The organism is Paraburkholderia yinzeri (assembly GCF_046581065.1).
In the GTDB taxonomy this organism is placed as follows: Bacteria; Pseudomonadota; Gammaproteobacteria; order Burkholderiales; family Burkholderiaceae; genus Paraburkholderia.
The window spans coordinates 207,866-229,133 of sequence record NZ_JBFOCJ010000002.1; the positions used below are offsets into that span (position 1 = coordinate 207,866).

At 64.3% G+C, this 21,268-nt stretch carries 19 protein-coding genes; 9 read left to right on the top strand and 10 right to left on the bottom strand.

What is annotated here, in order from left to right:
* Positions 1-162: 162 nt before the first annotated feature.
* Positions 163-660: an HpcH/HpaI aldolase family protein gene (locus tag WJ542_RS18055; RefSeq protein ID WP_411192481.1), complete on the top strand. Its 498-nt coding sequence runs from the start codon at positions 163-165 to the stop codon at positions 658-660.
* Here WJ542_RS18055 and WJ542_RS18060 read toward each other — a convergent pair.
* From WJ542_RS18060 to WJ542_RS18080, 5 genes are read right to left on the bottom strand one after another with little or no spacing between them, the layout of a single operon-like run.
* Complete coding sequence (locus WJ542_RS18060) at positions 645-1,286, bottom strand: DUF1109 domain-containing protein (RefSeq protein WP_411190782.1); 642 nt, start codon at positions 1,284-1,286, stop codon at positions 645-647. The two genes, WJ542_RS18055 and WJ542_RS18060, sit on opposite strands and share 16 nt — an antisense overlap.
* Positions 1,283-1,735: a DoxX family protein gene (locus WJ542_RS18065; RefSeq protein ID WP_411192482.1), complete on the bottom strand. Its 453-nt coding sequence runs from the start codon at positions 1,733-1,735 to the stop codon at positions 1,283-1,285. Before WJ542_RS18065 ends, WJ542_RS18060 begins: the two co-directional genes overlap by 4 nt.
* Positions 1,736-1,787: 52 nt before the next feature.
* Positions 1,788-2,567 carry an HvfC/BufC family peptide modification chaperone gene (locus tag WJ542_RS18070; RefSeq protein ID WP_411190783.1) on the bottom strand — a complete coding sequence of 260 codons (780 nt, stop codon included), beginning with the start codon at positions 2,565-2,567 and terminating at the stop codon, positions 1,788-1,790.
* Positions 2,557-3,480 (bottom strand): MNIO family bufferin maturase, encoded by a 924-nt coding sequence (bufB, locus tag WJ542_RS18075; protein ID WP_411190784.1) that lies wholly within the window; start codon positions 3,478-3,480, stop codon positions 2,557-2,559. Before bufB ends, WJ542_RS18070 begins: the two co-directional genes overlap by 11 nt.
* Positions 3,481-3,513: 33 nt before the next feature.
* Positions 3,514-3,825, bottom strand: a complete 312-nt coding sequence (locus WJ542_RS18080; RefSeq protein WP_411190785.1) for a BufA1 family periplasmic bufferin-type metallophore — start codon at positions 3,823-3,825, stop codon at positions 3,514-3,516.
* A gap of 544 nt (positions 3,826-4,369) precedes the next feature.
* Here WJ542_RS18080 and WJ542_RS18085 point away from each other — a divergent pair.
* Together WJ542_RS18085 and WJ542_RS18090 are read left to right on the top strand one after the other, a co-directional pair.
* Positions 4,370-5,187, top strand: a protein-coding gene (locus WJ542_RS18085) for an IS5 family transposase (protein ID WP_411186887.1) whose coding sequence is annotated in 2 segments (ribosomal slippage) — positions 4,370-4,718 and positions 4,718-5,187 — 819 coding nt in all. Because the reading frame shifts where the segments join, the coding sequence is not laid out codon by codon here.
* A gap of 21 nt (positions 5,188-5,208) precedes the next feature.
* Positions 5,209-6,804 carry a methyl-accepting chemotaxis protein gene (locus WJ542_RS18090; RefSeq protein WP_411190786.1) on the top strand — a complete coding sequence of 532 codons (1,596 nt, stop codon included), beginning with the start codon at positions 5,209-5,211 and terminating at the stop codon, positions 6,802-6,804.
* Between the two features lie 530 nt (positions 6,805-7,334).
* Here the strand turns inward: WJ542_RS18090 and WJ542_RS18095 are convergent.
* Both WJ542_RS18095 and WJ542_RS18100 read right to left on the bottom strand, forming a co-directional pair.
* On the bottom strand, positions 7,335-8,249 hold the full coding sequence (locus WJ542_RS18095; RefSeq protein ID WP_411190787.1) for a glutaminase: 915 nt from the start codon (positions 8,247-8,249) through the stop codon (positions 7,335-7,337).
* Between the two features lie 110 nt (positions 8,250-8,359).
* The gene (locus tag WJ542_RS18100; RefSeq protein WP_411190788.1) at positions 8,360-9,907 is read right to left on the bottom strand and encodes a DHA2 family efflux MFS transporter permease subunit; all 1,548 of its coding nucleotides are present in this window, start codon (positions 9,905-9,907) and stop codon (positions 8,360-8,362) included.
* 243 nt (positions 9,908-10,150) lie between these two features.
* On the opposite strand from WJ542_RS18100, the gene WJ542_RS18105 reads away from it, so the two are divergent.
* The 3 genes from WJ542_RS18105 to WJ542_RS18115 all read left to right on the top strand — a co-directional run bounded on the left by WJ542_RS18105 (position 10,151) and on the right by WJ542_RS18115 (position 13,081).
* Positions 10,151-10,804, top strand: a complete 654-nt coding sequence (locus WJ542_RS18105; protein ID WP_411190790.1) for an alpha/beta hydrolase — start codon at positions 10,151-10,153, stop codon at positions 10,802-10,804.
* Positions 10,805-11,052: 248 nt separating this feature from the next.
* Positions 11,053-12,099, top strand: a complete 1,047-nt coding sequence (mreB, locus tag WJ542_RS18110; RefSeq protein ID WP_411190791.1) for a rod shape-determining protein — start codon at positions 11,053-11,055, stop codon at positions 12,097-12,099.
* A gap of 196 nt (positions 12,100-12,295) precedes the next feature.
* Complete coding sequence (locus tag WJ542_RS18115) at positions 12,296-13,081, top strand: alpha/beta fold hydrolase (RefSeq protein WP_411192483.1); 786 nt, start codon at positions 12,296-12,298, stop codon at positions 13,079-13,081.
* Positions 13,082-13,198: 117 nt separating this feature from the next.
* Here WJ542_RS18115 and WJ542_RS18120 read toward each other — a convergent pair whose 3' ends face one another.
* Positions 13,199-13,600, bottom strand: coding sequence for a hypothetical protein (locus WJ542_RS18120; protein WP_411190792.1), 402 nt, complete (start codon positions 13,598-13,600; stop codon positions 13,199-13,201).
* Positions 13,601-13,963: 363 nt separating this feature from the next.
* Between WJ542_RS18120 and gltA the strand changes: the two genes are divergently transcribed.
* Together gltA and WJ542_RS18130 are read left to right on the top strand one after the other, a co-directional pair.
* Positions 13,964-15,265, top strand: coding sequence for a citrate synthase (gene gltA / locus WJ542_RS18125; protein ID WP_411190793.1), 1,302 nt, complete (start codon positions 13,964-13,966; stop codon positions 15,263-15,265).
* A 165-nt stretch (positions 15,266-15,430) separates the two neighbouring features.
* Positions 15,431-17,701: an amylo-alpha-1,6-glucosidase gene (locus tag WJ542_RS18130; protein WP_411190794.1), complete on the top strand. Its 2,271-nt coding sequence runs from the start codon at positions 15,431-15,433 to the stop codon at positions 17,699-17,701.
* A gap of 33 nt (positions 17,702-17,734) precedes the next feature.
* Here WJ542_RS18130 and WJ542_RS18135 read toward each other — a convergent pair whose 3' ends face one another.
* Both WJ542_RS18135 and WJ542_RS18140 read right to left on the bottom strand, forming a co-directional pair.
* On the bottom strand, positions 17,735-18,802 hold the full coding sequence (locus tag WJ542_RS18135) for an asparaginase (protein WP_411190795.1): 1,068 nt from the start codon (positions 18,800-18,802) through the stop codon (positions 17,735-17,737).
* A gap of 54 nt (positions 18,803-18,856) precedes the next feature.
* The gene (locus WJ542_RS18140) at positions 18,857-19,927 is read right to left on the bottom strand and encodes a LacI family DNA-binding transcriptional regulator (RefSeq protein WP_411190796.1); all 1,071 of its coding nucleotides are present in this window, start codon (positions 19,925-19,927) and stop codon (positions 18,857-18,859) included.
* Between the two features lie 121 nt (positions 19,928-20,048).
* On the opposite strand from WJ542_RS18140, the gene WJ542_RS18145 reads away from it, so the two are divergent.
* Positions 20,049-21,251, top strand: coding sequence for a phytanoyl-CoA dioxygenase family protein (locus WJ542_RS18145; RefSeq protein WP_411192484.1), 1,203 nt, complete (start codon positions 20,049-20,051; stop codon positions 21,249-21,251).
* Positions 21,252-21,268: the final 17 nt, after the last annotated feature.

A 21,268-nucleotide genomic window follows, 5' to 3' on the forward strand; every position in this document is an offset into this window, starting at 1 on the left:
CTTGGTCTCTGATCGTTTCGTGGGTTCGCGGTTACCACGCGGTGAGCCACGGCATTAGAGGAGCCGAATAATGCATAGCAGTCCTGCTAATCATTCGGCTTATCTTGACAGTGGATTTCTAAAACCCAAAGGCGTCAAGCTGGGCATTGGCGTTACCTGCCCATCCCGGAATTGGTGCAAATGTTTTCCCATGTAGGCCTTGACTTTGTGCTGATCGACATGGAGCACGGTCCAATTTCGATAGAAGCCGCTTATCGAATGGTGACTGCGACGATAGGGACATCAGTGGAGCCGTGGATCCGGGTGATACGCAACGATGCTGCACAAATCAAGCTGGCGCTTGATGCGGGTGCAAGGAGCATTGTCGTGCCGATGATCACTTGCAAGGAAGATGCGAAGCATGCGGTATCTTTTGCCAAGTACCCTTCGCAGGGTGTGCGCGGCTGGGGGCCATTCCGCGCGCAGTACCAATGGCAAACCAGCATGATCGACTATGCCAGACGAGCAAACGATGAAACAGATGTCATCGTGTTAATCGAGCATCCGGGTGCGGTTCGCGATCTTGATGAGATTCTGGATAACAGCTTCCTGGAGGCCCTCAATGGTTTGTTCCAGTGCGGGCATGATGCCGGGGCAGGAGGCCTTTACCAGCGCAGATAGCGCGGCGCGATAACCGCGCCGATGGCGATCATGATAATAATTGCAAGCACGTACCAGACGACCCAGAAAGGCACCGCCATCTCCGAGCAATACAGCGAGTAGACGAGCAACCCCTGCGCGCCGGCCAGGAGACCTGCGCCCGCGCCAGCAGACGCGAGACGAGTCGGCGCGAGTTGCTTCATCGCGTGCATGATGGCGGCGAGTGACGGAAGCGACAGCAACACGACGCTCGCCGTCGTCGTGCGCCACGTCGTGCGGAGCATTAGCTGGAGCCGATAGTCAGGCGGCGTTGCCAATAGAATGCTGCCTGCGGCAAACAGCATTGTGCCGATAGGCAACGCCACAGCGAACCAGGCGAGCCTGAGTGGTGCGCCGGGGCGGCCGAGCCGTTCCGTGAGCTTCATGGCCGCAACAACAATCGCAAGTGGGAACGCAAGACGTACCCAGAACATTGCCGTGAAAATCAGCTCGGGCATATCGCTGCGCAGGCCGTATAGCGCGACAAGCAGTGCAGCGTTCCCGGCCAGTCCACGCATCAGTGCGCGATTGAGCAGCCTCGGCACTGCATTATGTTCGACGGGTGACATCTCGCTCGCGAGCCGGGTAATCAGATCTCGCGTTTTCATGACCGATTCGAGCGGTCTCCGAGCAGGTAATCGATCGAAATCCGGCCCGGGCCCCATGCGGCGATGCCGAGCGCCATGGCGGCCCACGTGATGTGGATCGGCCAGCCGTCCGGCACGGTCAACTCGATGATGCACGTCATCAGCAGCAAACCGGCGGCGGCGAAACGCGTGCCGAATCCGAGCACGAGCAACACCGGGAAGCCGACTTCGCCGCATGCCGACAAGAACGCAAAAATGGCCGGTGCCGGGAATGGATAAGGGCCACCGGGCAGATGGAGCTTGAATTCGTCGGTGAAGAGATAAATAGCCGTGTCGTTGAGCTGCAGGAAGCCGTGCCATTTAAGGATGCCTGATTTCCAGAACGGCACGGCCAGCGCGAGGCGCAGTACGAGTTGTACAAACGACGGTTGCGCGAGTCGTTCGATGAAGCGCCGCGCGCACACGATCATGTTCGCGACGTTGGCCGGAAAGGACGGCCTGGAGTCTTGTCGGGTCTGCATGTCACTCTCCTGGTTGAACGGCAGTGAATACGCCGGCCGAAATCATCGCGGCCAGGTTGGCCGGCAGGTCGAAGGTGTCGGTCTCATCGAAGGCCACTTGCGCGGCGGCGCCGAGCGGCACGCCCTCAATGAGAGCGGTGAGAAACGCAGCGCCGCCCGCGGGCAGACGCGAGACGATCACGTCGGCGTCAGGCCGCGTGACGAGCGCGTCCTCTGCATCGCTCGAATGCAACGCAGTGACGGGACCGTCCTTCCGGTTCATTGCGAAGATCGCAACGGCCGGGTAGCGCGAGCGGACGATTCGCGCGGCCGGATGCGGGACGAGGCGCGCCTGGGCAAGCGATCCTGGATCGATGCTCGCGAATGCTTCTGTCGTGAGCGGCGTGGCATCCGCAGCGTGATACGCATCGAGCCACGCGCGCTCGATGCGTGCCGTGTCCGCAAGCCACGGCATCTCGCGCGCGTACTCATAGGTCTCGATGAACGACGGAAAATCGCGTCCATATTCGAACAGGAGTGGCGAAGCCGGCGGCGTAGCACGCACGTGAAAACGAGCCATCGCGCGAAAGAACTCGACGCCCGTGATGCGCTGCACGGCGGGATAAATGACGGCCAGTGCATCGATGAGGCTGACGGTGACGTTGTTGCGATAGACGTTGTAGCGCCTGACGACACCGTTGCCATGCGCCGCCACGACATCTTCGGGTGTGGCGATCTCGGGATTTATGAGTCCCGGCGCGAAGGTTGCGGCGAAGCCGGATGAACGTTGTTCAGCCTTCATGGCTAACGAGCTCCGGGTTGGATACATCGGATGCCGATACGATTCGCCGGGCCATGAGCGCCTGAGCACGCAGTTCAGACCACGCAGGCAACTGGCTGTCCCATTCGATCAGTGTCGGGATCGGTCCCGTGCGCGCGATAACGTCGTGGTAGAGCGCCCATACCGGATCGGAAATGGCCCGATCGTGGCTGTCGATGAGCAGAGGCGCATGTTCGTCGTCGTGTTGTTCGCTATGACCTGCCAGGTGAATTTCGCCAACGCGTTCGAGCGGGAAATCCGCGAGATAGGCGCGCGCCGAATAACCGTGATTAGTCGCCGAAACGAAAACGTTATTGACGTCGAGCAGCAGCCCGCAGCCCGTGCGCTGGGCCACTGAGCGGATGAATTCCGTCTCGCTCATCGTCGACGAAGCGAAGGCCGCATACGTCGATGGATTTTCGAGCAGTATCGGACGTCGAATGGCATCCTGTACCTGATCGATGTGCTCGCAGACCTTGTCGAGCGTTGCCTTCGTGTAGGGCAGCGGCAGCAGGTCGTTGAAGAACGTGCCGTCGTGCGAGGACCATGCGAGATGTTCCGAAACCAGCGCGGGTTCGTAGCGCGCAATCAGCTCGCCAAAGCGCGCGAGGTGGTCGGTGTCGAGTCCGTCTGGTCCACCGATCGACATGCACACGCCGTGCAGCGAGATTGGATACTGCTCGCGCAGCGTGCTCAATGTGCGGTGCGGCGGCCCGCCGGCGCCCATATAGTTTTCGGCGTGCACCTCAAAGAAGCCGTCCTGCAGACCGTCTTCGAGTATTGCCGCGAGATGTTCGGACTTGAAGCTTGTGCCGGCGAGCCCGGCCGCGTGGGTCGCCGAGCGACGAAGACGGCCGGACGCTTCGGTCGCCACTGATCGGATGGAAGCGTTCATGGCCGTCCCGTCTCTCTATCGTCGTTGTGGCAATCAGGACTTGATCGGCGTAAGCGAACCGTGGCCGCCGCCCGGCACCACGATGCTCGAGCACGTGCCGCCCTGAACGAACTTCCACGAGTTGCCCTGGAAGTCGACAGTCGAGGTGCCTTGACAGGTAGTGCCCGGACCGGCGGCGCAGTCGTTTTGCCCCTTCAACGCGACGCCGAAGCACTTTTCCTTGTGGGCAGAGACGGCAGCGCCCATCTCTTCCTTGGTGAGCGGCGCAGCATGGGCGACTGAAGCGAGCAGGCTTGCAACGGCGCCTGCGAGCAGGGCGGAACTGACAGTAGTCTTTGCGGACATGAACGTTCTCCAGTAGTTGAAATGGAAGTATCCCTGGCGGATACACGAGCTAATTCGCGATGTACCAGACACCGGTTACATCGATTGAGAATTTTTTTGCATGAACTTTCGACGAGCGGGCGTGTATGAAGGCAGCCCCGTCGGTAAAGGCTGCTGCAAAATCTTTCGCGAAAAGAAGCGGCGAACTGTAACCAGAACGCGTAGCCGAACGAATTGTCGTCGGGAGCAACGACGATCGATATCCGAGCATGGCCTCGAGGTAATTCTGACTTCGGGGCAAGAGGGGTGAATGCGTCGATCGGCGTGCTGCGGCGCAGTTTGGGCCGTTGCGACTGATCCAGGTGAACGGGCCATGGCGTTTGAGTTTCCAGAGCCAGGGAATCGATATTAAACAGAACCACTCGGCACCCGAGCGTCTATACATGACGTGTACCCGGAGCGGTTTCAGCTTGACTTAGAAACGGTTTCAAAAAGAGTTCGTAGGGGCTGTTAACCCGTAACGCAACCTGTTAACCTCGATTGTTGTGACAACAGGATCGAGGAGATGGGCAAACCAATCATCGACGACGAACTGTGGGCACTGATCGAGCCACTGCTACCACCAGCGAAGCCACGCCGCTTCAAGTATCCGGGTCGCAAGCCGGTACCGGATCGGGCTGCGCTGACCGGCATCTTGTTTGTGCTGAAGACCGGCATCCGCTGGCGAGATCTGCCAGCGGAGATGGGATGCGGCTCCGGCGTCAGTTGCTGGCGCAGGCTGCGCGATTGGCAGCAAGCCGGCGTGTGGGATCGACTGCACGCACTGCTGCTGGCGAAACTGCGAGCGGCCGGGAAGATCGACTTCTCCCGCGTCGTCGTCGACTCATCGTCGATTCGCGCGGTTGGGGCGGGCGAAAAACTGGCCCGAACCCCACCGATCGAGCACGACCTGGTTCCAAACACCACATCGCCACCGACGCTAACGGCACGCCGATCGCGGCAATCCTGACCGGCGCCAATCGTCACGACGTTACCCAGCTGATCCCGTTGATCGAGGCCATCGTGCCGATTAGCGGGGTGCGCGGCAGGCCGCTGAGTCGTCCTGGCCGTGTCTACGCCGATCGTGGTTACGATCATGACAAGTACCGGCGCCTCCTGCACGTGCGCAACATCCCCACCCGCATCGCACGGCGCGGTCACCCGCACGGTAGCGGCCTTGGAAAAGTTCGTTGGGTCGTCGAACGTACCCATGCCTGGTTGCATAACTTCCGCCGTTTGCGTATTCGCTTCGAACGCCGTGCGGACATTCACGACGCGTTCCTCAAACTCGGTTGTTGCCTGATCTGCTGGAACACTCTTCAGCGAACTCAACAGCCTTTATGAAACCGTCTCTTAGGAGGAATCGTGAAGGTTCTTGCAAACTTGAGAGTTGTCACGCAGCTTGTCCTTGCATTCGGCGTCGTGCTGCTAATGCTGGTCGGTATCGGTCTTTTGGGGCTCTCGGGAATTTACAGGGAAAATGACCACGTCGAATCGCTTCGCGAGAACTGGATTCCAGGTGTGGCTGCGAGCCAGCAGATGGCAATTGCGTTGAAGGAGATTGCGCTTGAGGAATTCCGCTTAGTGTCGGCCACAAAGCCTGACGAAGCGAAGCTGGCAAACAGTCGCGTAGATCAGGGATTCAAATCGTGGCAAAAAGCTGCTGGCGATTATGAAACAACGCTGCATGAGACAGCGGAGCAGAAAGCATATGCGCACATCCAGATGCTTATGCCAAAGTATTCGCAACTGGATTCGCAGGTGCGGTCCCTGGTGAAGACAGGCCGGTCCCAGGATGCAGCAGGTCTGCTTTCCGGACAGGGAACAGAGCTTCGAGGAAGCCTTGAAAAGGAGCTCCAGACGATCACGGACGTGAATCTGCAGGGGGCAAGCGACGAGGGTGACGTGGCCTACGATGCGTATAATCGCATCAGGGCCGTTGTCAAGGCGCTGATCATGGCGGCCGTGATCGTTGGCCTGCTGGTGACGTGGAGGGTTACCCGCAGGCTTGCCAGACAATTGGGGGGTGAGCCTGCGACAGCGGCACTGATTGCGGGCAGGATAGCTTCAGGGGACCTGGAGGTTCACATACCGATCCGAAAAGGAGACACCGAAAGCCTGATGCACTCGATCGCGGCGATGAAGATCCAGCTTGTGGAAATCGTGGCTGGAATCAAGACATCGAGCGATTCCATTTCAGTAGCAGCGAACCAGATCGCACAAGGCAACGCGGACCTTTCCCAGCGAACCGAAGAGCAGGCGGCTTCTCTTGAGCAGACAGCGTCTAGCATGGAGCAGTTAACGGGTACCGTCAGGCAGAACGCGGACAATGCGCAGCGCGCCACGACGCTTGCGCAATCCGCAGCAAACGTCGCCGAAAAGGGAGGGGTGGTTGTGGGGAGCGTCGTTCACACGATGCGCGATATTTCGGAAAGCTCTGTCAAAGTATCGGAGATCGTCTCCGTTATTGAGAGCATTGCATTCCAGACGAACATTCTTGCCTTGAATGCGGCAGTAGAAGCGGCGCGCGCAGGGGAAGGAGGGCGGGGATTTGCAGTTGTCGCAACCGAAGTTCGCAATCTCGCCCAACGCAGTGCAGCGGCGGCACGGGAAATCGGGGATCTGATCGGTGAGTCGGTCGCGCGGGTCACGCAGGGCTCAAAGTTGGTCGAGGAGGCGGGAAGTACGATTAATGTCGTGGTTTCTTCAGTCAGGAATGTCGCGGACATCATGCTGGAAATCTCCTCCGCATCGGCCGAACAGAGCACAGGGATCGGGGAGGTCAGCAAGGCGATCACCCAGATGGACGATGTGACGCAACAGAATGCCTCACTGGTGGAAGAAACGTCGGCTGCTGCGCATTCCATGGATGCTCAGACAAGGTCGCTACGTGACGCGGTTGCGGTGTTCAGGCTTGGAGAGGCCGACACCAGGTCACGGAGCGTGGGGCGGCTGGCATGACTGCGTGGGCGGGTGAGCGACGAAATCACGTACGCGCGGAACAGGCGATGTCGGCATGGCGCGCTGAAGCTGCCAACGCGATCTGGCGTATGCCTCAGGATCGTGGGTACGTACGCCGCGAGTACGACAAAATCGATGCGGCAACCGTGGAACTGGAGTAGTGGGAATGGACATTCGTCCGGTGCATTCTGAGGAAGATTAGAAGGCTGCGCTCGCTGCCGTACTGTGGTCGTCGAGATAGATCCCGAGTCCGGTACACCCGAAGGCGACGAACTCGAAATCCTGTCATTGCTGGTGAGCGGTATGAGGAAACGAACTTTCCGCTCGAGAGTCCCGATCCTGTCGAAGCGATCAAGTTCAGGACGGAGCAGCAAAGCCTCACCGCGACTGATATGCAGTCCTATATCGGCAATACGAACCGCGTCTATGAAGTGCTGAATGGCAAGCGAGCGCTAAGCCTGGTAATGATCCGGCGTCTACACGCAGGACTGCATATTCCCGCTGACGTGCCGATCGGTGCAGCCTGAGCATCAGAAAATCGACCGCTCCGTGCGCGTCGTCAGCCACTCCAGCGCCAGCGTCCCCACCAGCGAATTTCCCGTCGGATCGAGCCCCGGCGACCACACGCACACCGCGAATTCCCCCGGCAGCACGGCCACGATGCCGCCGCCCACGCCGCTCTTCGCGGGCAGTCCCACGCGGTAGACGAAGTCCCCCGCGGCGTCATAGGTGCCGCAGGTCAGCATGAGCGCGGAAAGCCGCTTGGCGGAGCTGGCGTCCAGCACATGCCCGCCGCCGGCGGCCGAGACGCCGCCGTTCGCGAGAAAGAGCGCGGCGCTCGCCAGCTCCACGCAGTTCATCGAAATCGCGCACTGGCGGCAGTACGCGTCGATTACGGCGTCGGCGGGCATCTCCAGATTGCCGAAGCTCGCGATGAAATGCGCCATCGCGCGGTTGCGCTCGGCATGGTCGAGTTCCGACTGCGCCACGCGCAGGTCGTAATCGATCTCGCGTATGCCCGTGAGCCGCCGCATGAAGTCGACGAGTGCGGTCTCCGCCCTCACGAAGCGGCGGCACAGCACGTCGGTGACGACGAGCGCGCCCGCGTTGATGAACGGATTGCGCGGTTTGCCGCACTCGCTTTCGAGTTGGACCAGCGAGTTGAACGCAGTCCCTGAAGGCTCGCGTCCCACGCGTTCCCACAGTGCGTCGCCGAGCAACTGGAACGCCAGCGTGCAGGCGAACAGCTTGGAGATGCTCTGGATCGAGAAGCGCACGTCGGCGTCGCCGGTGCGAAAGATGCGGCCGTCGACGGTGACGATGGCCATGCCGAAGTGGTCGGCGCGGACCCTCGCGAGTTCGGGAATGTAGTCGGCGACGCGGCCCGTGCCGATGTAGGGCTGCAGGTCGCGGTGGATGGCGTCGAGTATCGGCTGGTAATCCATGGGCGGGTAATACAAAAAAGCAATGCGCGAAAAAGCGGGGAGCGGTCCGGATGGGCCGCAGGTCCCGGCGATTGTAGCGATTCCCGCCGCGGCGCAACACCGCCCGGCGTTCAATGCGCCCCGGCCGCGCCTCCGCCTCCGCCCCGCGTCGATTTCGTGACCCAGATGAGCGGGATGATCGCGAGAAAGATGATCGCCGAGATATAGAAGATGTCGTTCAGCCCCATCATCGCGGCCTGGGTGGTGAGCTGGAAATCGAACAGCGCGTGCGCGGAAGGCTCGCTCAGATGCAGGAGCGTCTGCGTGTTCTCCATCGACTGGCGGAAGACGGGGTTGTCGACGGAGGCCTGCTCCGTGAGCCGCACATGATGGAGGATCGTGCGGTTGTTCCAGGCGTTCGTCGCGATCGAGGTGCCTACCGCGCCGCAGAACACGCGCACGAAGTTCGAGAGGCCCGCGGCCGCCGGCATGCGCGAGGGCGGCTGGCCCGAGAGGATGATCGCCGTGAGCGGCACGAAGAAGAGCGCCATCGGGATGCCTTGCAGGAGCGTCGGCAGCACGAGATGGAAGGTGTCGACCTCGATCACGTACCACGAGCGCATGAAGAACACGCCCGCAAAAAGCACGAACGCGATCGTCGCGATGATGCGCGCGTCCGAGCGCGGCAGGATGCGGCCCACCACCGGCGCGAGGATCACGGCGAAGATGCCGAGCGGCGCGGTGACAAGGCCCGCATCGACGGAGCGGTAATTCAGGTATTCCTGCATCCATTGCGGCAGCAGCACGAGATTGCCGAAGAACACGCCGTAGGCGACCGAGATCGCCACGGTGCCGCCAAGGAAGTTGCGCTGCGCGAAGAGCCGCAGATCGACGATGGGGTGCGCCTCGGTCAGCTCCCAGACGAGGAAGAACGCGAAGCTCACGAGCGCGGTGATGCCGAGACCGACGATCACGGGCGAATTGAACCAGTCGAGATCCTTGCCCTTGTCGAGCATGATCTGCAGCGACGCTACCCACGCGATAAGGAGCCCGAGCCCCACGATGTCGATCGGCGGTTTGCGCGTGGGCGATTCGCGGTGACGGTAGATCAGCCACGTCGCGGTGCCCGCGAACAGGCCCACGGGGATGTTGATGTAGAAGATCCACGCCCAACTGTAGCTGTCGGTGATCCAGCCGCCCAGCGCCGGGCCGGCGATCGGGCCGACCGTCGTCGTCATGGCCCAGAACGCGAGCGCCGTGGCCGACTTGTCCTTCGGCCAGGAGCCGAGCAGGATGGCCTGCGAGAGCGGAATCAGCGGACCGGCCACGGCGCCCTGCAGCACGCGCGCGACGAGCAGGAACGGCAGGGTCGGTGCGATGCCGCACAGCCACGAGGCGATCACGAACGAGAAAATCGAGGCGACGAACAGGCGCACCTGCCCGAAACGCTGCGTGAGCCAGCCGGTCAGCGGAATCGACACGGCGTTGGCGGCGGCGAACACGGTGATGACCCACGTGCCTTCGTCGACCGAGACGCCGAGGTCGCCGGAAATAGTGGGGATGGCGACGTTGGCGATCGACGTGTCGAGCACGTTCATGAACGTGGCGAGCGCGACGGCGATGGTCGCAAGGATCAGGCGGCCGCCTTCGAGTGGCGGCGGCGGGGCGGGCTGGTTCAAGCTGGTTCTCCGCGTGTCTGGCGTGTTCGTCCGCTGCGGGATGGCGCGGGCCGCGCAGCCCGTCCGGGTTTGCGGCAAGCTTAACCGCAATCGGATTGGGCCATGGCGGCGGCGGCCAGCATCCCCACGGCGCAGAGGGGCATCCGGTTGCGCTGCTGCACGAAGCCGGCAGGCTCGGCGTATGCTTGCGGCTGCGTTCGGGACCACAACTTATCTTGTCGATTGGGCAACAGGGGACTTCCAATGAGCTGGGAATCGTTCGATGGCGGCTGGCGGCTCGTGCCGGCCGGGGGCAGTGCGCGCGCACTCGTCGTGCTGCTGCATGGCGTGGGCAGCAACGCGCGCGACCTGCTGCCGCTGGCCGACACGTGGCACGATGCGCTGCCGGGTGTCGCGTTCGCATCGCTCGACGGCAGCGAGCCGTTCGACGGCGGATTCGGCGGCCGGCAGTGGTTCAGCCTGCGCGACATCGGCGAGAGCAATCGCGAGGCGCGTGTCACGCAGGCGGCGGCCGTGCTGCGTGGACGGCTCGACGCCGAGCTCGCGCACTGGGGGCTCGGGTACGACGCGTTGGCGCTCGTCGGCTTTTCGCAAGGCTCGATCATGTCGCTGCACCACGTCGCGACGCGGCCCGAAGGCGCGGCGGCCGTCGTCGCCTATGCGGGGCGGCTCGTCACGGCGGTGACCGCGAAGAGCCGTACGGCGCTCACGCTCGTGCATGGCGAGGACGACGAGGTGATTCCGGTGCAGGAGCTCGAGCGCGCGGCGATCGCCTTCAGCGACGCGGGCTATGCCGTCGGGGCCTATGTGCTGCCGGGCGTGGGCCACACGATCACGCCGCAGGGCGTCCTGCTTGGCCGCGATGCGCTCGTTCGGACCCTGGAATCGCGTTTTTGAGGCGCGCGCGGCGCCTCTGCGTGACTTATTCGATACATATTGCGCGGCTAAGCTGCACGGTTATTTTTGACGCGGCTAAAGTCTGCGGCGGCCTTGGCCGTTAACGAGTCCAATGAGGTAGCCCATGGGCTGAGAAAGCCCGATCCGCCCGGGGTGCGGCCAGCGTGACGCATCGCCGGGTTCCGGCGGGGCGGGCCGTTGGCGGGGCCGTCCCTAATCGTCCAAAAGACCGCGCACAAAAGACCGACATGGCTCGAGCGAAGCCGCATTCCTCCTTCCTGACAAGGCTGTCCCGCGACGACGTGGCGGTCGATCTCGGCACGGCGAACACGCTGATCTTCACGGCAGGCGAGGGCATCGTGCTGAACCAGCCTTCGGTAGTCTGCTTCGAGCGCGGCACGAAGGCCGGCGAGCCGACGATTGCCGCGGTGGGCCGCGAGGCGCGGGACCTGCTTGGCCGCACCCCCATGAATCTCCAGACCGTGCGCCCCTTGAGCCACGGCGTGATCGCGGATTTCCCGGCAGCCGGGCACATGATGCGCCGCTTCGTGGCGATGGCGCAGCCGCGCCGCCTGTTCGGCCGGCGCGCGGCATTCACGGTCTGCGTGCCGGCTTCGGCCAACCATGTCGAGCGTCGCGCGATTCGCGAAACCGCGCTGGCCGCGGGCGCCGCGAGCGTGAACCTGATCGGCGAGTCGCTGGCGGCGGCGGTGGGGGCGGGGCTGCCCGTTTCGTCGGCAACCGGCTCGATGGTGGTCGATATCGGCGGCGGCACGACCGAGGTCGGCGTGATCGCGCTCGGCGGCGTGGCCTGCAGCGGCTCCGTGCGCGTGGGCGGCGACGAATTCGACCGCGCCATCGTCAATTACATACGCGGGCTCTATGGCGTCGTGCTCGGCGAGCAGACCGCGGAACACGTCAAGAAGACCATCGGCAGCGCGTTGCATGGCGAGCCGATCGAGACCATGCGCGCGACCGGGCGCAGCGTCGAGGACGGCCTGCCGCGCACGATCGAGCTGTCGAGCCACGACATCGCGGACGCGCTTGCCGCGCCGCTGCGGCAGGTGATCGGCGTGGTGCGCCAGGTGTTCGAAACCGCGCCGCCCGAGCTCATCACCGACATCGCGCATCACGGCATCGTGCTGACCGGCGGCGGCGCGCTGCTCGGGCGGCTCGACCAGTGCCTCGCCCGCGAACTGGGCGTCGCCGTGCGCGTGGCCGACGAGCCGCTGACCTGTGCCGTGCGCGGCGCAGGCGCCGCCGCGGCATGCCTCGACGCGTGCGTGTTCGAGTAAGCGAGTCGCACAGGCAGCCAGGCGCTGCCGTGCGCAGTACACGCGTTGTGCCACAACGTGGGACAATGGCGCCTTTTTCCTGACACGTCCCGCGCGCGGCCCAGCCGGCGCGTCGTCGTTTTCATCGTTTTTCGCCGTGAATCAAGCCGTCTTTCCCGCGCCCGGGTCGTTCGTCGAACTGCCCGGCGGCGTGCCCATGCCCTTTGTCGAACGCGGCAAGGGCGAGCTGCTGCTGTTCGTGCATGGCTCGCTCTGTGACTACCGCTACTGGCAACCCCAGCTTGCGGGCCTCGCGCAGCACTACCGCTGCGTTTCTGTGAGCCTCACGCACTATTGGCCGGCGCCGGATCCGGCGCACGCGCAGCCTTTCAGTTGGAGCCGCCATGCCGACGAAGTCGGCGAATTCATCGAAGCTCTCGGGGCGGGGCCGGCCCATGTGATCGGGCATTCGCGCGGCGGCAACGTGGCGTTTCATTTCGCGCAGCGCCATCCGCGGCTCGTGCGCTCGCTCACGCTGGCGGATCCGGGCGGTCCCGTGCAGATGCCGGGGCAGACGCTCGCGCAACTGCCCGAGACCGTCAATGCGCTGCGCGCCCGCGCCGTGCAGTTGATCGATTCAGGCGAGGTGGACGCGGGGCTCGAGCTTTTCGTCGATTCGGTCAGCCGGCCCGGCTTCTGGGCGAAGAGCACGCATTCGTTCCGCCGCATGGCGACCGACAATGCGCATACCCTCGGACCCCAGTTTCGCGATCCGCTCGCGGCCTATACGCGCGAGGATGCGGAACAGGTGGCGTGTCCGGTACTGCTGATAGATGGGCAATTGAGTCCCGCCGTGTTCCATCGTGTCGTGGCAGCGCTGGAGACGTGGATGCCCGACGTGCGCCGCGAGACCGTGAATGGCGCCTCGCATGGCATGAACCTCGCGCGTCCGGCCGAATTCAATATGCTCATCGACCAGTTCGTGAGTGGGCACGGGCGCTGAAAGGCGTGGCGTAAAGCGGTATGAGAGGGGTATGAGGGGACGCCGGCGGCAAGGGCCAGCCCTCGCGGAAGACCGCCCGGGGGGGCGGCCTTCTGCGAGGCCCGGTGATCCGGCGTCTTAGTCGCGCTCGAGCGCGTGGGCATCGAGCGCATGCTCGGCGGCTTCGCCCACGAGGCCCGCGTAGTAGAGGTGCACGCCGATCGCCAGCGAGTCGTTGCGGATCTCATGGAAAGCCTTCCGTGCCTTCACGGGATCCTTGAAGACGAGATAGTGCGCTTCCTGCGAGACGAGGCGCGCGACCTGGTGCAGGCCGTGGCCGTTCAGCTTGTCGACGAGGTGATCGAGGCTGCGGTGCGTACGTGCGTCGGTGCGCGGGTAGAGCATGTGCAGCACGGCGACGCGCTCGGACGCCAGCGCGGCGGACAGCGCGACCACGATGTCCTGATGGTTCAGCGCCGTGACAACGGAGCCTTCGGCCAGTTCGTCTTCCGCAAACAGGGTGTCGATCGAAATATTCATCTGCTATTCCTTACATTTTGCTTCAAGCGCGTGTGACTAGAGAAAAAAGGCCCGCCTAAACAAGGCAGGCCAGCAGAGTGACATGCAAAGTCAATAGGGGAAGTCTCTGCATGCGTCGCAGTATCGCAGAACTGAGGGCGGGATGTTGCACTGCAAGAGCAAAATATTGTTGCAATAAGTGCGTGGAAGGCGGCTGAAAGCGATGAGCGTTGCGTAAGTGAAGAGGCATTGTTGCCGGAATAGTTGTCAATCGTTGCCGCGCAGGGTCGTAGAATGCGCCACGTGGTCGCAGCGATGCCACCCGCTGTTCGAGGGGCCCCGCGCTGCGGCATGTGCGATGTGACAGCCACTCAAGGACAAGACATGATTGATTCGAAGACACACGCCACGCTCACGATTCCTGGCAAGGCAGAGAGCGTCGAGTTGCCGGTCTACAAGGGCACCCTGGGCCCGGACGTGATCGACATCCGCAAGCTGTACGGGCAGACGGGCATGTTCACGTACGACCCGGGCTTCATGTCGACGGCGTCGTGCAACTCGGCGATCACGTACATCGACGGCGACAAGGGCGAGCTGCTTTACCGCGGCTACCCCATCGACAATCTCGCGCAGAACGCCGACTTCCTCGAAACCTGCTACCTGCTGTTGAAGGGCGAACTCCCCACGCAGACGGAAAAGGACCAGTTCGTTGCGACCGTCACTCATCACACGATGGTTCACGAGCAGATGCACTTCTTTTACCGGGGGTTCCGCCGTGACGCGCATCCGATGGCGATTCTGGTTGCGGCGGTCGGCGCACTGTCCGCGTTCTACCACGACTCGCTCGACATCAATGATCCGACTCATCGCGAGGTGTCGGCGATTCGCATGATCGCCAAGCTGCCGACGCTCGTCGCCATGGCCTACAAGTATTCGATCGGCCAGCCGTTCGTGTATCCGCGCAACGACCTGTCATACAGCGCGAACTTCATGCAGATGATGTTCTCCACGCCGAGCGAAGCGTACAAGGTCAACGACGTGCTGGTGCGCGCGCTCGACCGCATCCTGATCCTGCACGCCGACCACGAGCAGAACGCCTCGACCTCCACGGTGCGTCTGGCCGGTTCGTCGGGCGCGAACCCGTTCGCGTGTATCGCGGCCGGTATCGCCTGTCTGTGGGGCCCGGCGCACGGCGGCGCGAACGAAGCGGCGCTGAACATGCTCGAGCAGATCGGCTCGCCGGACAACATTCCCGAGTTCATCAAGCAGGTGAAGGACAAGAACTCGGGCGTGAAGCTGATGGGCTTCGGTCACCGCGTGTACAAGAACTACGATCCGCGCGCGAAGCTGATGCGCGAGACGTGCTACGAAGTGCTCAACGAACTGGGCCTGCACGACGATCCGCTGTTCAAGCTGGCGATGCAGCTCGAGAAGATCGCGCTGGAAGACGAATACTTCGTGTCGCGCAAGCTGTACCCGAACGTGGACTTCTACTCGGGCATCGTGCAGCGCGCGCTGGGCATCCCGACGTCGATGTTCACCTGCATCTTCGCGATGGCGCGTACGGTGGGCTGGATTGCGCAGTGGAACGAAATGATTGCCGACCCCGAGCAGAAGATCGGCCGTCCGCGTCAGCTCTTCATCGGCGACGCGTCGCGCGAAGCCAGGCCGATCGCGCAGCGCTAAGTCCCGCAGGCTGCCGGTTGCCGGTATAAGAGGCAGAGGCGCCCGCACGCATCCGCGTGCCGGCGCCTTTTTTGCGCATGTTTCTTGCGGTTCGGGCATGCGTTTCGTCGGCCGCGGCAGAAGCCTCTACAATCGAGCGGAAGCGAACCGCACAGGAGCCAGACGATGCAGGATCCAGAAGCACTCGGCGGCGTCACCCATTCGGGCGGCGTGGATCATCCCGAACACGATACGGACGGCGCGTTCATCGCGCCCGAAACCCCCGAGGTCGCCAGCGCGACCCAGCATGTGCTGAAGTCGGGCGACACCTTCATCGTCAACGATCCGCTCGGCGACCTCACCGGCATCGACGACGGTCTCTTCGTCAACGACACGCGCGTGCTCTCGTCGCTGCGCCTCACCTTCGGCGGGCGCGTGCCGTCGCTGCTCTCGGGCAGCGTGAGCAGCGACAACACCGCTTTCACCGCGCACCTCACCAACCGTCCGCTGCCGCCGCTCGGCGGCTCGACCACGCCCGAAGGCGTGATCCACGTGCAGCGCTCGCGCGTGCTCTCGGGCACGATGATGACCGAGGCCATCGAGCTCACGAACTACGGTACCGAAGATGCTGTCGTGCCGCTTTCGATCTCGTTTGCGAGCGACTTCCGCGACATGTTCGAAGTGCGCGGCCTCAAGCGCGAAGTGCGGGGCACGCTCGCCCCCGCGCGCGTGGAGGACGGCGAGGTGCGGCTCGAGTACATCGGCCGCGACAAGGTCGCGCGGCGCGTGCGCATCGAGTTCTCGCCCACGCCGGACAAGCTCTTCGCGGATCGCGCGGACTTTTCGGTGGCGCTTCCCGCCCAGGCTTGCGACTCGGTCTACCTGACCGTGGCGATCGCGGTCGAGCCGCTGGAGGGCGCCGCGCCCGACGCGCCGAGCGCGAGCATCATCCAGCCCGAGCATTGCCTTGCCGACGCGAAAGGGCAGCGCGTGGGCCGCGCGGCTGTGCGCGCGGCGCTCGTCGACTCGCACATCGTGATGCGCGAGCGCCGCCGCGCGACGGCGCGCGTGCGTTCGAGCAATCCGCTTTTCAACGCGTGGATCAACCGCTCGATCGCCGACCTCGGCCTGCTGACCACGGATCTGCCGACCGGCCCGTATCCCTATGCGGGCATTCCATGGTTCTCCACGCCGTTCGGGCGCGACGCGGTCATCACCTCGCTGCAGACGCTGTGGCTCACCCCCGCGCTCGCGCGCGGCGTGCTGCGTTTTCTCGCGGCGCACCAGGCGCGCGAGAACTCGGCGTTCCGCGACGCGGCGCCGGGCAAGATCATGCACGAGATGCGCAAGAGCGAGATGGCCGCAACGGGCGAGGTGCCGTTCGCGCTCTATTACGGCGGCGTGGACACCACGCCGCTCTTCGTCGTGCTGGCGGGCGCCTATGTGGAGCGCACCGGCGACACGGCGCTGATCGACGAACTCTGGCCCGAGCTCGAAAGCGCGGCGGCGTGGGTGTCGGGCGTATGCGACCGCAACGCGCTCGGGCTGCTCGATTACCGGCGCGAATCGGAAGGCGGCCTTGCGAACCAGGGCTGGAAGGATAGCCACGACTCGGTGTTCCACGCCGACGGACGCTTCCCCGACGGTCCCATCGCGCTCGTGGAGGTGCAAGCCTACGCGAGCGCCGCGTTCGACACGATGGCGCGTTTCGCGACTCACCGAGGGTTGACCGAGGAAGCCATCCGCTACGCAGCGCGCGCCTCGAAAATCCGGCAGTGCGTGGAGGAAAAATACTGGATGCCGGAGTCGGACTTCTACGGCATCGCCCTCGACGGCCACGGCGAACTGTGCCGCGTGCTCGCTTCGAACGCGGGGCATCTGCTTGCCTTCGGCCTGCCCGAATACGAGCGCGGCCGCAGCGTGGCGCGCACGCTCGAATCGGCGCTGTTCCATACGGGCTGGGGCGTGCGCACGCTCGCCGCCGGGCAGGCGCGCTTCAACCCGATGGCTTATCACAACGGTTCGGTCTGGCCGCACGACAACGCGCTCTGCGCGCGCGGGCTCGCGCGCTATGGCCACAAGGAGGCCGCGGTGCGTCTGCTGCAGGCGCTCTTCGAAGCGGCGGTCACCTTCGACATGCGCCTGCCCGAGCTCTTCTGCGGTTTCCCGCGCCGCCGCGGCGAGCCGCCGACGGCTTATCCGGTCGCTTGTCTGCCGCAGGCCTGGGCGGCCGGTTCGCCGTTCATGATGCTCGAAGCGTGCCTCGGCATTTCGATCGACGCGGCGCGCCACGAAGTGCGCGTCGAGGAACCGATGCTGCCCGAAGGCATCGACTGGCTCGAGATCGGCGATCTGCGCGTGGGCAAGTCGACGGTCACGCTCACGTTCCGGCGCGTGGACGGCAAGGTGGTCGCGGCAGCGGACCGCAGCGACGTGAAGGTCGTGGCATTGCTGTGAGCGGCTCGCCGGGGCGGGGGGCGAGTACCGGTTTCAGGTACTCGCACGCAGGGCGAGCTTTGCCGTAACTTGCCCGGTCTCGACGCCCTTCGTATTGGTGATCCGCGGCGTGCGAAAACGCGCGAGCGCCGCGTGCTGGGCCGCAGTGCCGATGCCTAGTTGCGCCAGCACTTCCATGACGACCGCATAGAGTGCGGTCGGGTTGCCGTCCTCCATCTTGACCGCGAACCCCAGCGCGCGCTGCCCGGCGTGCGGGGCGGTTTGCGGGCAAGCGCGCACGCCGATCGCATAGCTGCCTTCCGCGCCTAGCTTGCCGACCAGCGCACCTTCGAAGGTTTCCATCAGCGCCGTGCAGAAGCGGCCTTCGCCCGCGACCATTTCTGGGTGCGAGGTCATCGCGCGGTAGATGCGTGCGAGGGCGGCGGAGCGCGAAGCGGCTTCGGCTTCGGTGCTATGGTCCGCGGCATCGGCGAGCTTCGCGTAGAGGCGCGCCAGCCGGTCGAGCGGGAAGGCGGGTGTAGGCAGGTTGCAGCCGTCGATGGCCCATTGCACGCCGTCGTCGGGCAGGCCGCAGGCCTGTGCAACGGTCTGGCGCACGCGCGCCTGCAGCGGATGTTCCGGAAGGTGATAGTCCTCGATCGGAGCCTCGATGGCGCTTGCGCCCGCGAGCATGCCCACGTGCTTGCCGGAGCAGTTGCTGCACGCCGGTCCCGGCGTGAAGTCGCGCTTGATCCAGTTGCGGTAGACGGCGTCCGACAACGGCGTGTGCGGGCCGCAGCGCATGTCCGACTCCTGCGCCGCCACCTTCGCGAGCATCTGGCGCGTGCGCTCGACGTGCCGGTCTTCGCTGCTGTTCGAGCCGCACATGAGCGCGAGGTCGGCGTCGTCGAAGCCGAAGCGCTCGAGCGCACCCGTCTCGACGACGGCCAGCGCCTGCGCAGGCTTGGCCGCCGAGCGCACGAGCGTTACGCGGTACGGATCGCCGGAGGCATAGAGCAGCCGGCCGTCCGCATCGACCACGGCGACGTGGGCCCGGTGGGTGTTTTCGACGATGCCGCCACGATAGACGGTGACGGCGGGTTCGAGAGCAGGCGTGGCCATATGGAGTTTCCCGATAAGAGGTATGTGAAATCGGACCGATGGTACATGAGCCGCTTACTGGTCGTAGCGGTCATCGCGGCCATGGCGGGCATAGCGGCGGGCGATATGTTCCGGAATGTTTTCCGGGGTGACGACGACCACCGACGACGACGGCGACACGGCGGCGGCAGGCAGCAGCTTGTGGAAGCCCATGACGTGCTGGCAGGCCGAGCGCATGTCCTGCCGAAGGTCGTGATGGAGGATTGCCTGGATCCGGCCTTCGCGCAGCAGGCGCACGTTGTCGCGGTCGAGGTCGTGACCGACGAAGACCACCGGCGCGCGCTGCAGCGCTGCCAGCGCGCGCAGGATCGCGACGTTGCCGCCTCCCATCGAATAGACCGCGGTGATATCGGCATGGCGGGCCAGCGCGGCGCGCACGCGCGCCTCGGTCGCTTCGTCGAGACCATGTCCGCCGCTTGCGTCGACGAGCGCGAGGTGCGCGTAGCGCGTGCGTAGTGCCCGCCGGAAACTGATTTCCCGTTCCTCCTCGCCGCGGAAGCGCTCGTCGCTCAGGGTGATGAGAACACTGCCGGGCCGCGTGCCGGCCCACTGTCCCACGAGATAGGCCGCCGTCGCGCCGGCGACGCGATTGTCGAGACCCGCATAGGCGATGCGGCCCGAATGCGGAATGTCCGTGAAGATCGTCACCACCGGAATACCGCGCTGCTGCAATTCGCCGATTGCCTCGGCGATTTCGGGAACATCGCGCGCCTTCAGAAACACCCCGTGGCTGCCGCGACGGCCGATCACCCGGAGTGCCGCGACGACGTCCTCCGTGCTCATGGTCTCGTGCATCAGGAAGCGCGGCCGGAAGATGGCAGGATGCAGGCCCGGCAATTCGGCTTCCAGGGCATCCCGGATTTCGTCGGCGAATCTCGAGGGCGCCTCGACCACCACGTCGACCACGAGCTTGCGGCTAGCCGTAGCCAGTTGTAATTCCTGCTTTTCGAGTTCCCGGATGGCTTGCTCGACGCGCTTGCGGGTGTGCTCGCGCACGTGCACCCGGCCATTGAGCACACGGTCGACCGTCGCGAGGCCCACACCTGCCTGCAGCGCTATCTCCTTGACCAGAAACCGGTGAGCCACGTTCGAAGCCTCCGTCTTGATGTGTTTTTGATCGATTCATGATAGCTCACGCTTCGCTCTCGCCGTTATGCTTGTTTGACACAAAACCGGATGGGAAGGAGACGCGATGAACCAGCGTGAAATGCGCGCAGAAGCGCACCTGAAAGCGCACCCGGAAGCGCGCAGCGAGGGTTGGTACACGGAGCATGGCTGCTCGCTCGACGAATTCGCGGCGCTGCTCGAACGGCGAGATCCCACGCCGTTGCGATTTGCCAGCGCCGTCGGGCAGCAGATTCCGCTGTACGACTGCCGCGCCCTGCGCCACGTGGTGGCGGATGAACGGCAGCGTGCCGGCCTGCAGGCGGAATGGGCGCGCATTCTGCACGACGGGGCCGGCGTGCTGGTGCTCCAGCGAGCTTATGACGACGTGGGTCCGGTCGACGAAGCGACTGCCGTGTTCGAATCGATCATCCGCACCGAGCGCGCCAACGGGAACGGTGCGGGCGATCATTTCGCGAAGGCCGGCGCGAATGACCGCATCTGGAACGCTCAGGAGAAGCTCTGTCTGCAGGCGCCCGCCGTGTTTGCCCGCTACTTCGCCAATCCGATGCTCGCGGCGGTTGCCGGGGCCTGGCTCGGGCCGGCGTATCAGATGACCTCGCAGGTCAACGTCGTTCGTCCTGGGGGCGAGGCCCAGCTCGCGCACCGCGACTACCACCTCGGCTTCCTGACGGCCGGGGAGGCCGAGCGCTTCCCGGCTCACGTGCACCGGGTCTCCGCGTTCCTCACGCTTCAGGGCGCGGTTGCTCACAGCGACATGCCGGTCGAGAGCGGGCCGACCAAGCTTCTGCCGTATTCGCAGCGCTATGCCGAGGGTTATCTGGCGTGGCGACGCCCGGATTTTCGCGAGTATTTCGAAGCGCATTTCGTGCAGTTGCCGCTCGAAAAGGGCGACGCGCTGTTTTTCAATCCGGCGCTGTTTCACGCCGCCGGCGCGAACCGGACGGCTGACGTCCAGCGCATGGCCAATCTGTTGCAGATTTCGTCGGCATTCGGCCGCGCGATGGAAAGCGTCGATCGCCGGCGGATGTGCGAAGCGCTATTTCCCGTTCTGCGCGACGACCGCGCCGCCGGGCGGATGACCGATGGGGAAATCGAGGCGGTGATTGCATCTTGCGCCGAAGGCTATCCGTTTCCGGCCAATCTGGATCGCGACCCGCCCGTCGGCGGCCTCGCGCCGAGGAGCCAGCAGGCGATACTGCGCCAGGCGCTGGATGAAAAATGGCCGGATACGGCGCTTGCCGAGGCATTGCGGGAATACGACCGGCGACGCCGAACCGACTGACGGGGCTGCAACATCCC

What these genes read in the sequence shown, in the direction of transcription:
- WJ542_RS18060 (WP_411190782.1), bottom strand. Translation starts at nt 1,286, where the DNA reads ATGAAAACGCGAGATCTGATTACCCGGCTCGCGAGCGAGATGTCACCC.
- WJ542_RS18065 (WP_411192482.1), bottom strand. Translation starts at nt 1,735, where the DNA reads ATGATCGTGTGCGCGCGGCGCTTCATCGAACGACTCGCGCAACCGTCG.
- WJ542_RS18070 (WP_411190783.1), bottom strand. Translation starts at nt 2,567, where the DNA reads ATGAAGGCTGAACAACGTTCATCCGGCTTCGCCGCAACCTTCGCGCCG.
- bufB (WP_411190784.1), bottom strand. Translation starts at nt 3,480, where the DNA reads ATGAACGCTTCCATCCGATCAGTGGCGACCGAAGCGTCCGGCCGTCTT.
- WJ542_RS18080 (WP_411190785.1), bottom strand. Translation starts at nt 3,825, where the DNA reads ATGTCCGCAAAGACTACTGTCAGTTCCGCCCTGCTCGCAGGCGCCGTT.
- WJ542_RS18095 (WP_411190787.1), bottom strand. Translation starts at nt 8,249, where the DNA reads ATGGATTACCAGCCGATACTCGACGCCATCCACCGCGACCTGCAGCCC.
- WJ542_RS18105 (WP_411190790.1), top strand. Translation starts at nt 10,151, where the DNA reads ATGAGCTGGGAATCGTTCGATGGCGGCTGGCGGCTCGTGCCGGCCGGG.
- mreB (WP_411190791.1), top strand. Translation starts at nt 11,053, where the DNA reads ATGGCTCGAGCGAAGCCGCATTCCTCCTTCCTGACAAGGCTGTCCCGC.
- WJ542_RS18115 (WP_411192483.1), top strand. Translation starts at nt 12,296, where the DNA reads ATGCCCTTTGTCGAACGCGGCAAGGGCGAGCTGCTGCTGTTCGTGCAT.
- WJ542_RS18120 (WP_411190792.1), bottom strand. Translation starts at nt 13,600, where the DNA reads ATGAATATTTCGATCGACACCCTGTTTGCGGAAGACGAACTGGCCGAA.
- gltA (WP_411190793.1), top strand. Translation starts at nt 13,964, where the DNA reads ATGATTGATTCGAAGACACACGCCACGCTCACGATTCCTGGCAAGGCA.
- WJ542_RS18130 (WP_411190794.1), top strand. Translation starts at nt 15,431, where the DNA reads ATGCAGGATCCAGAAGCACTCGGCGGCGTCACCCATTCGGGCGGCGTG.
- WJ542_RS18135 (WP_411190795.1), bottom strand. Translation starts at nt 18,802, where the DNA reads ATGGCCACGCCTGCTCTCGAACCCGCCGTCACCGTCTATCGTGGCGGC.
- WJ542_RS18145 (WP_411192484.1), top strand. Translation starts at nt 20,049, where the DNA reads ATGCGCGCAGAAGCGCACCTGAAAGCGCACCCGGAAGCGCGCAGCGAG.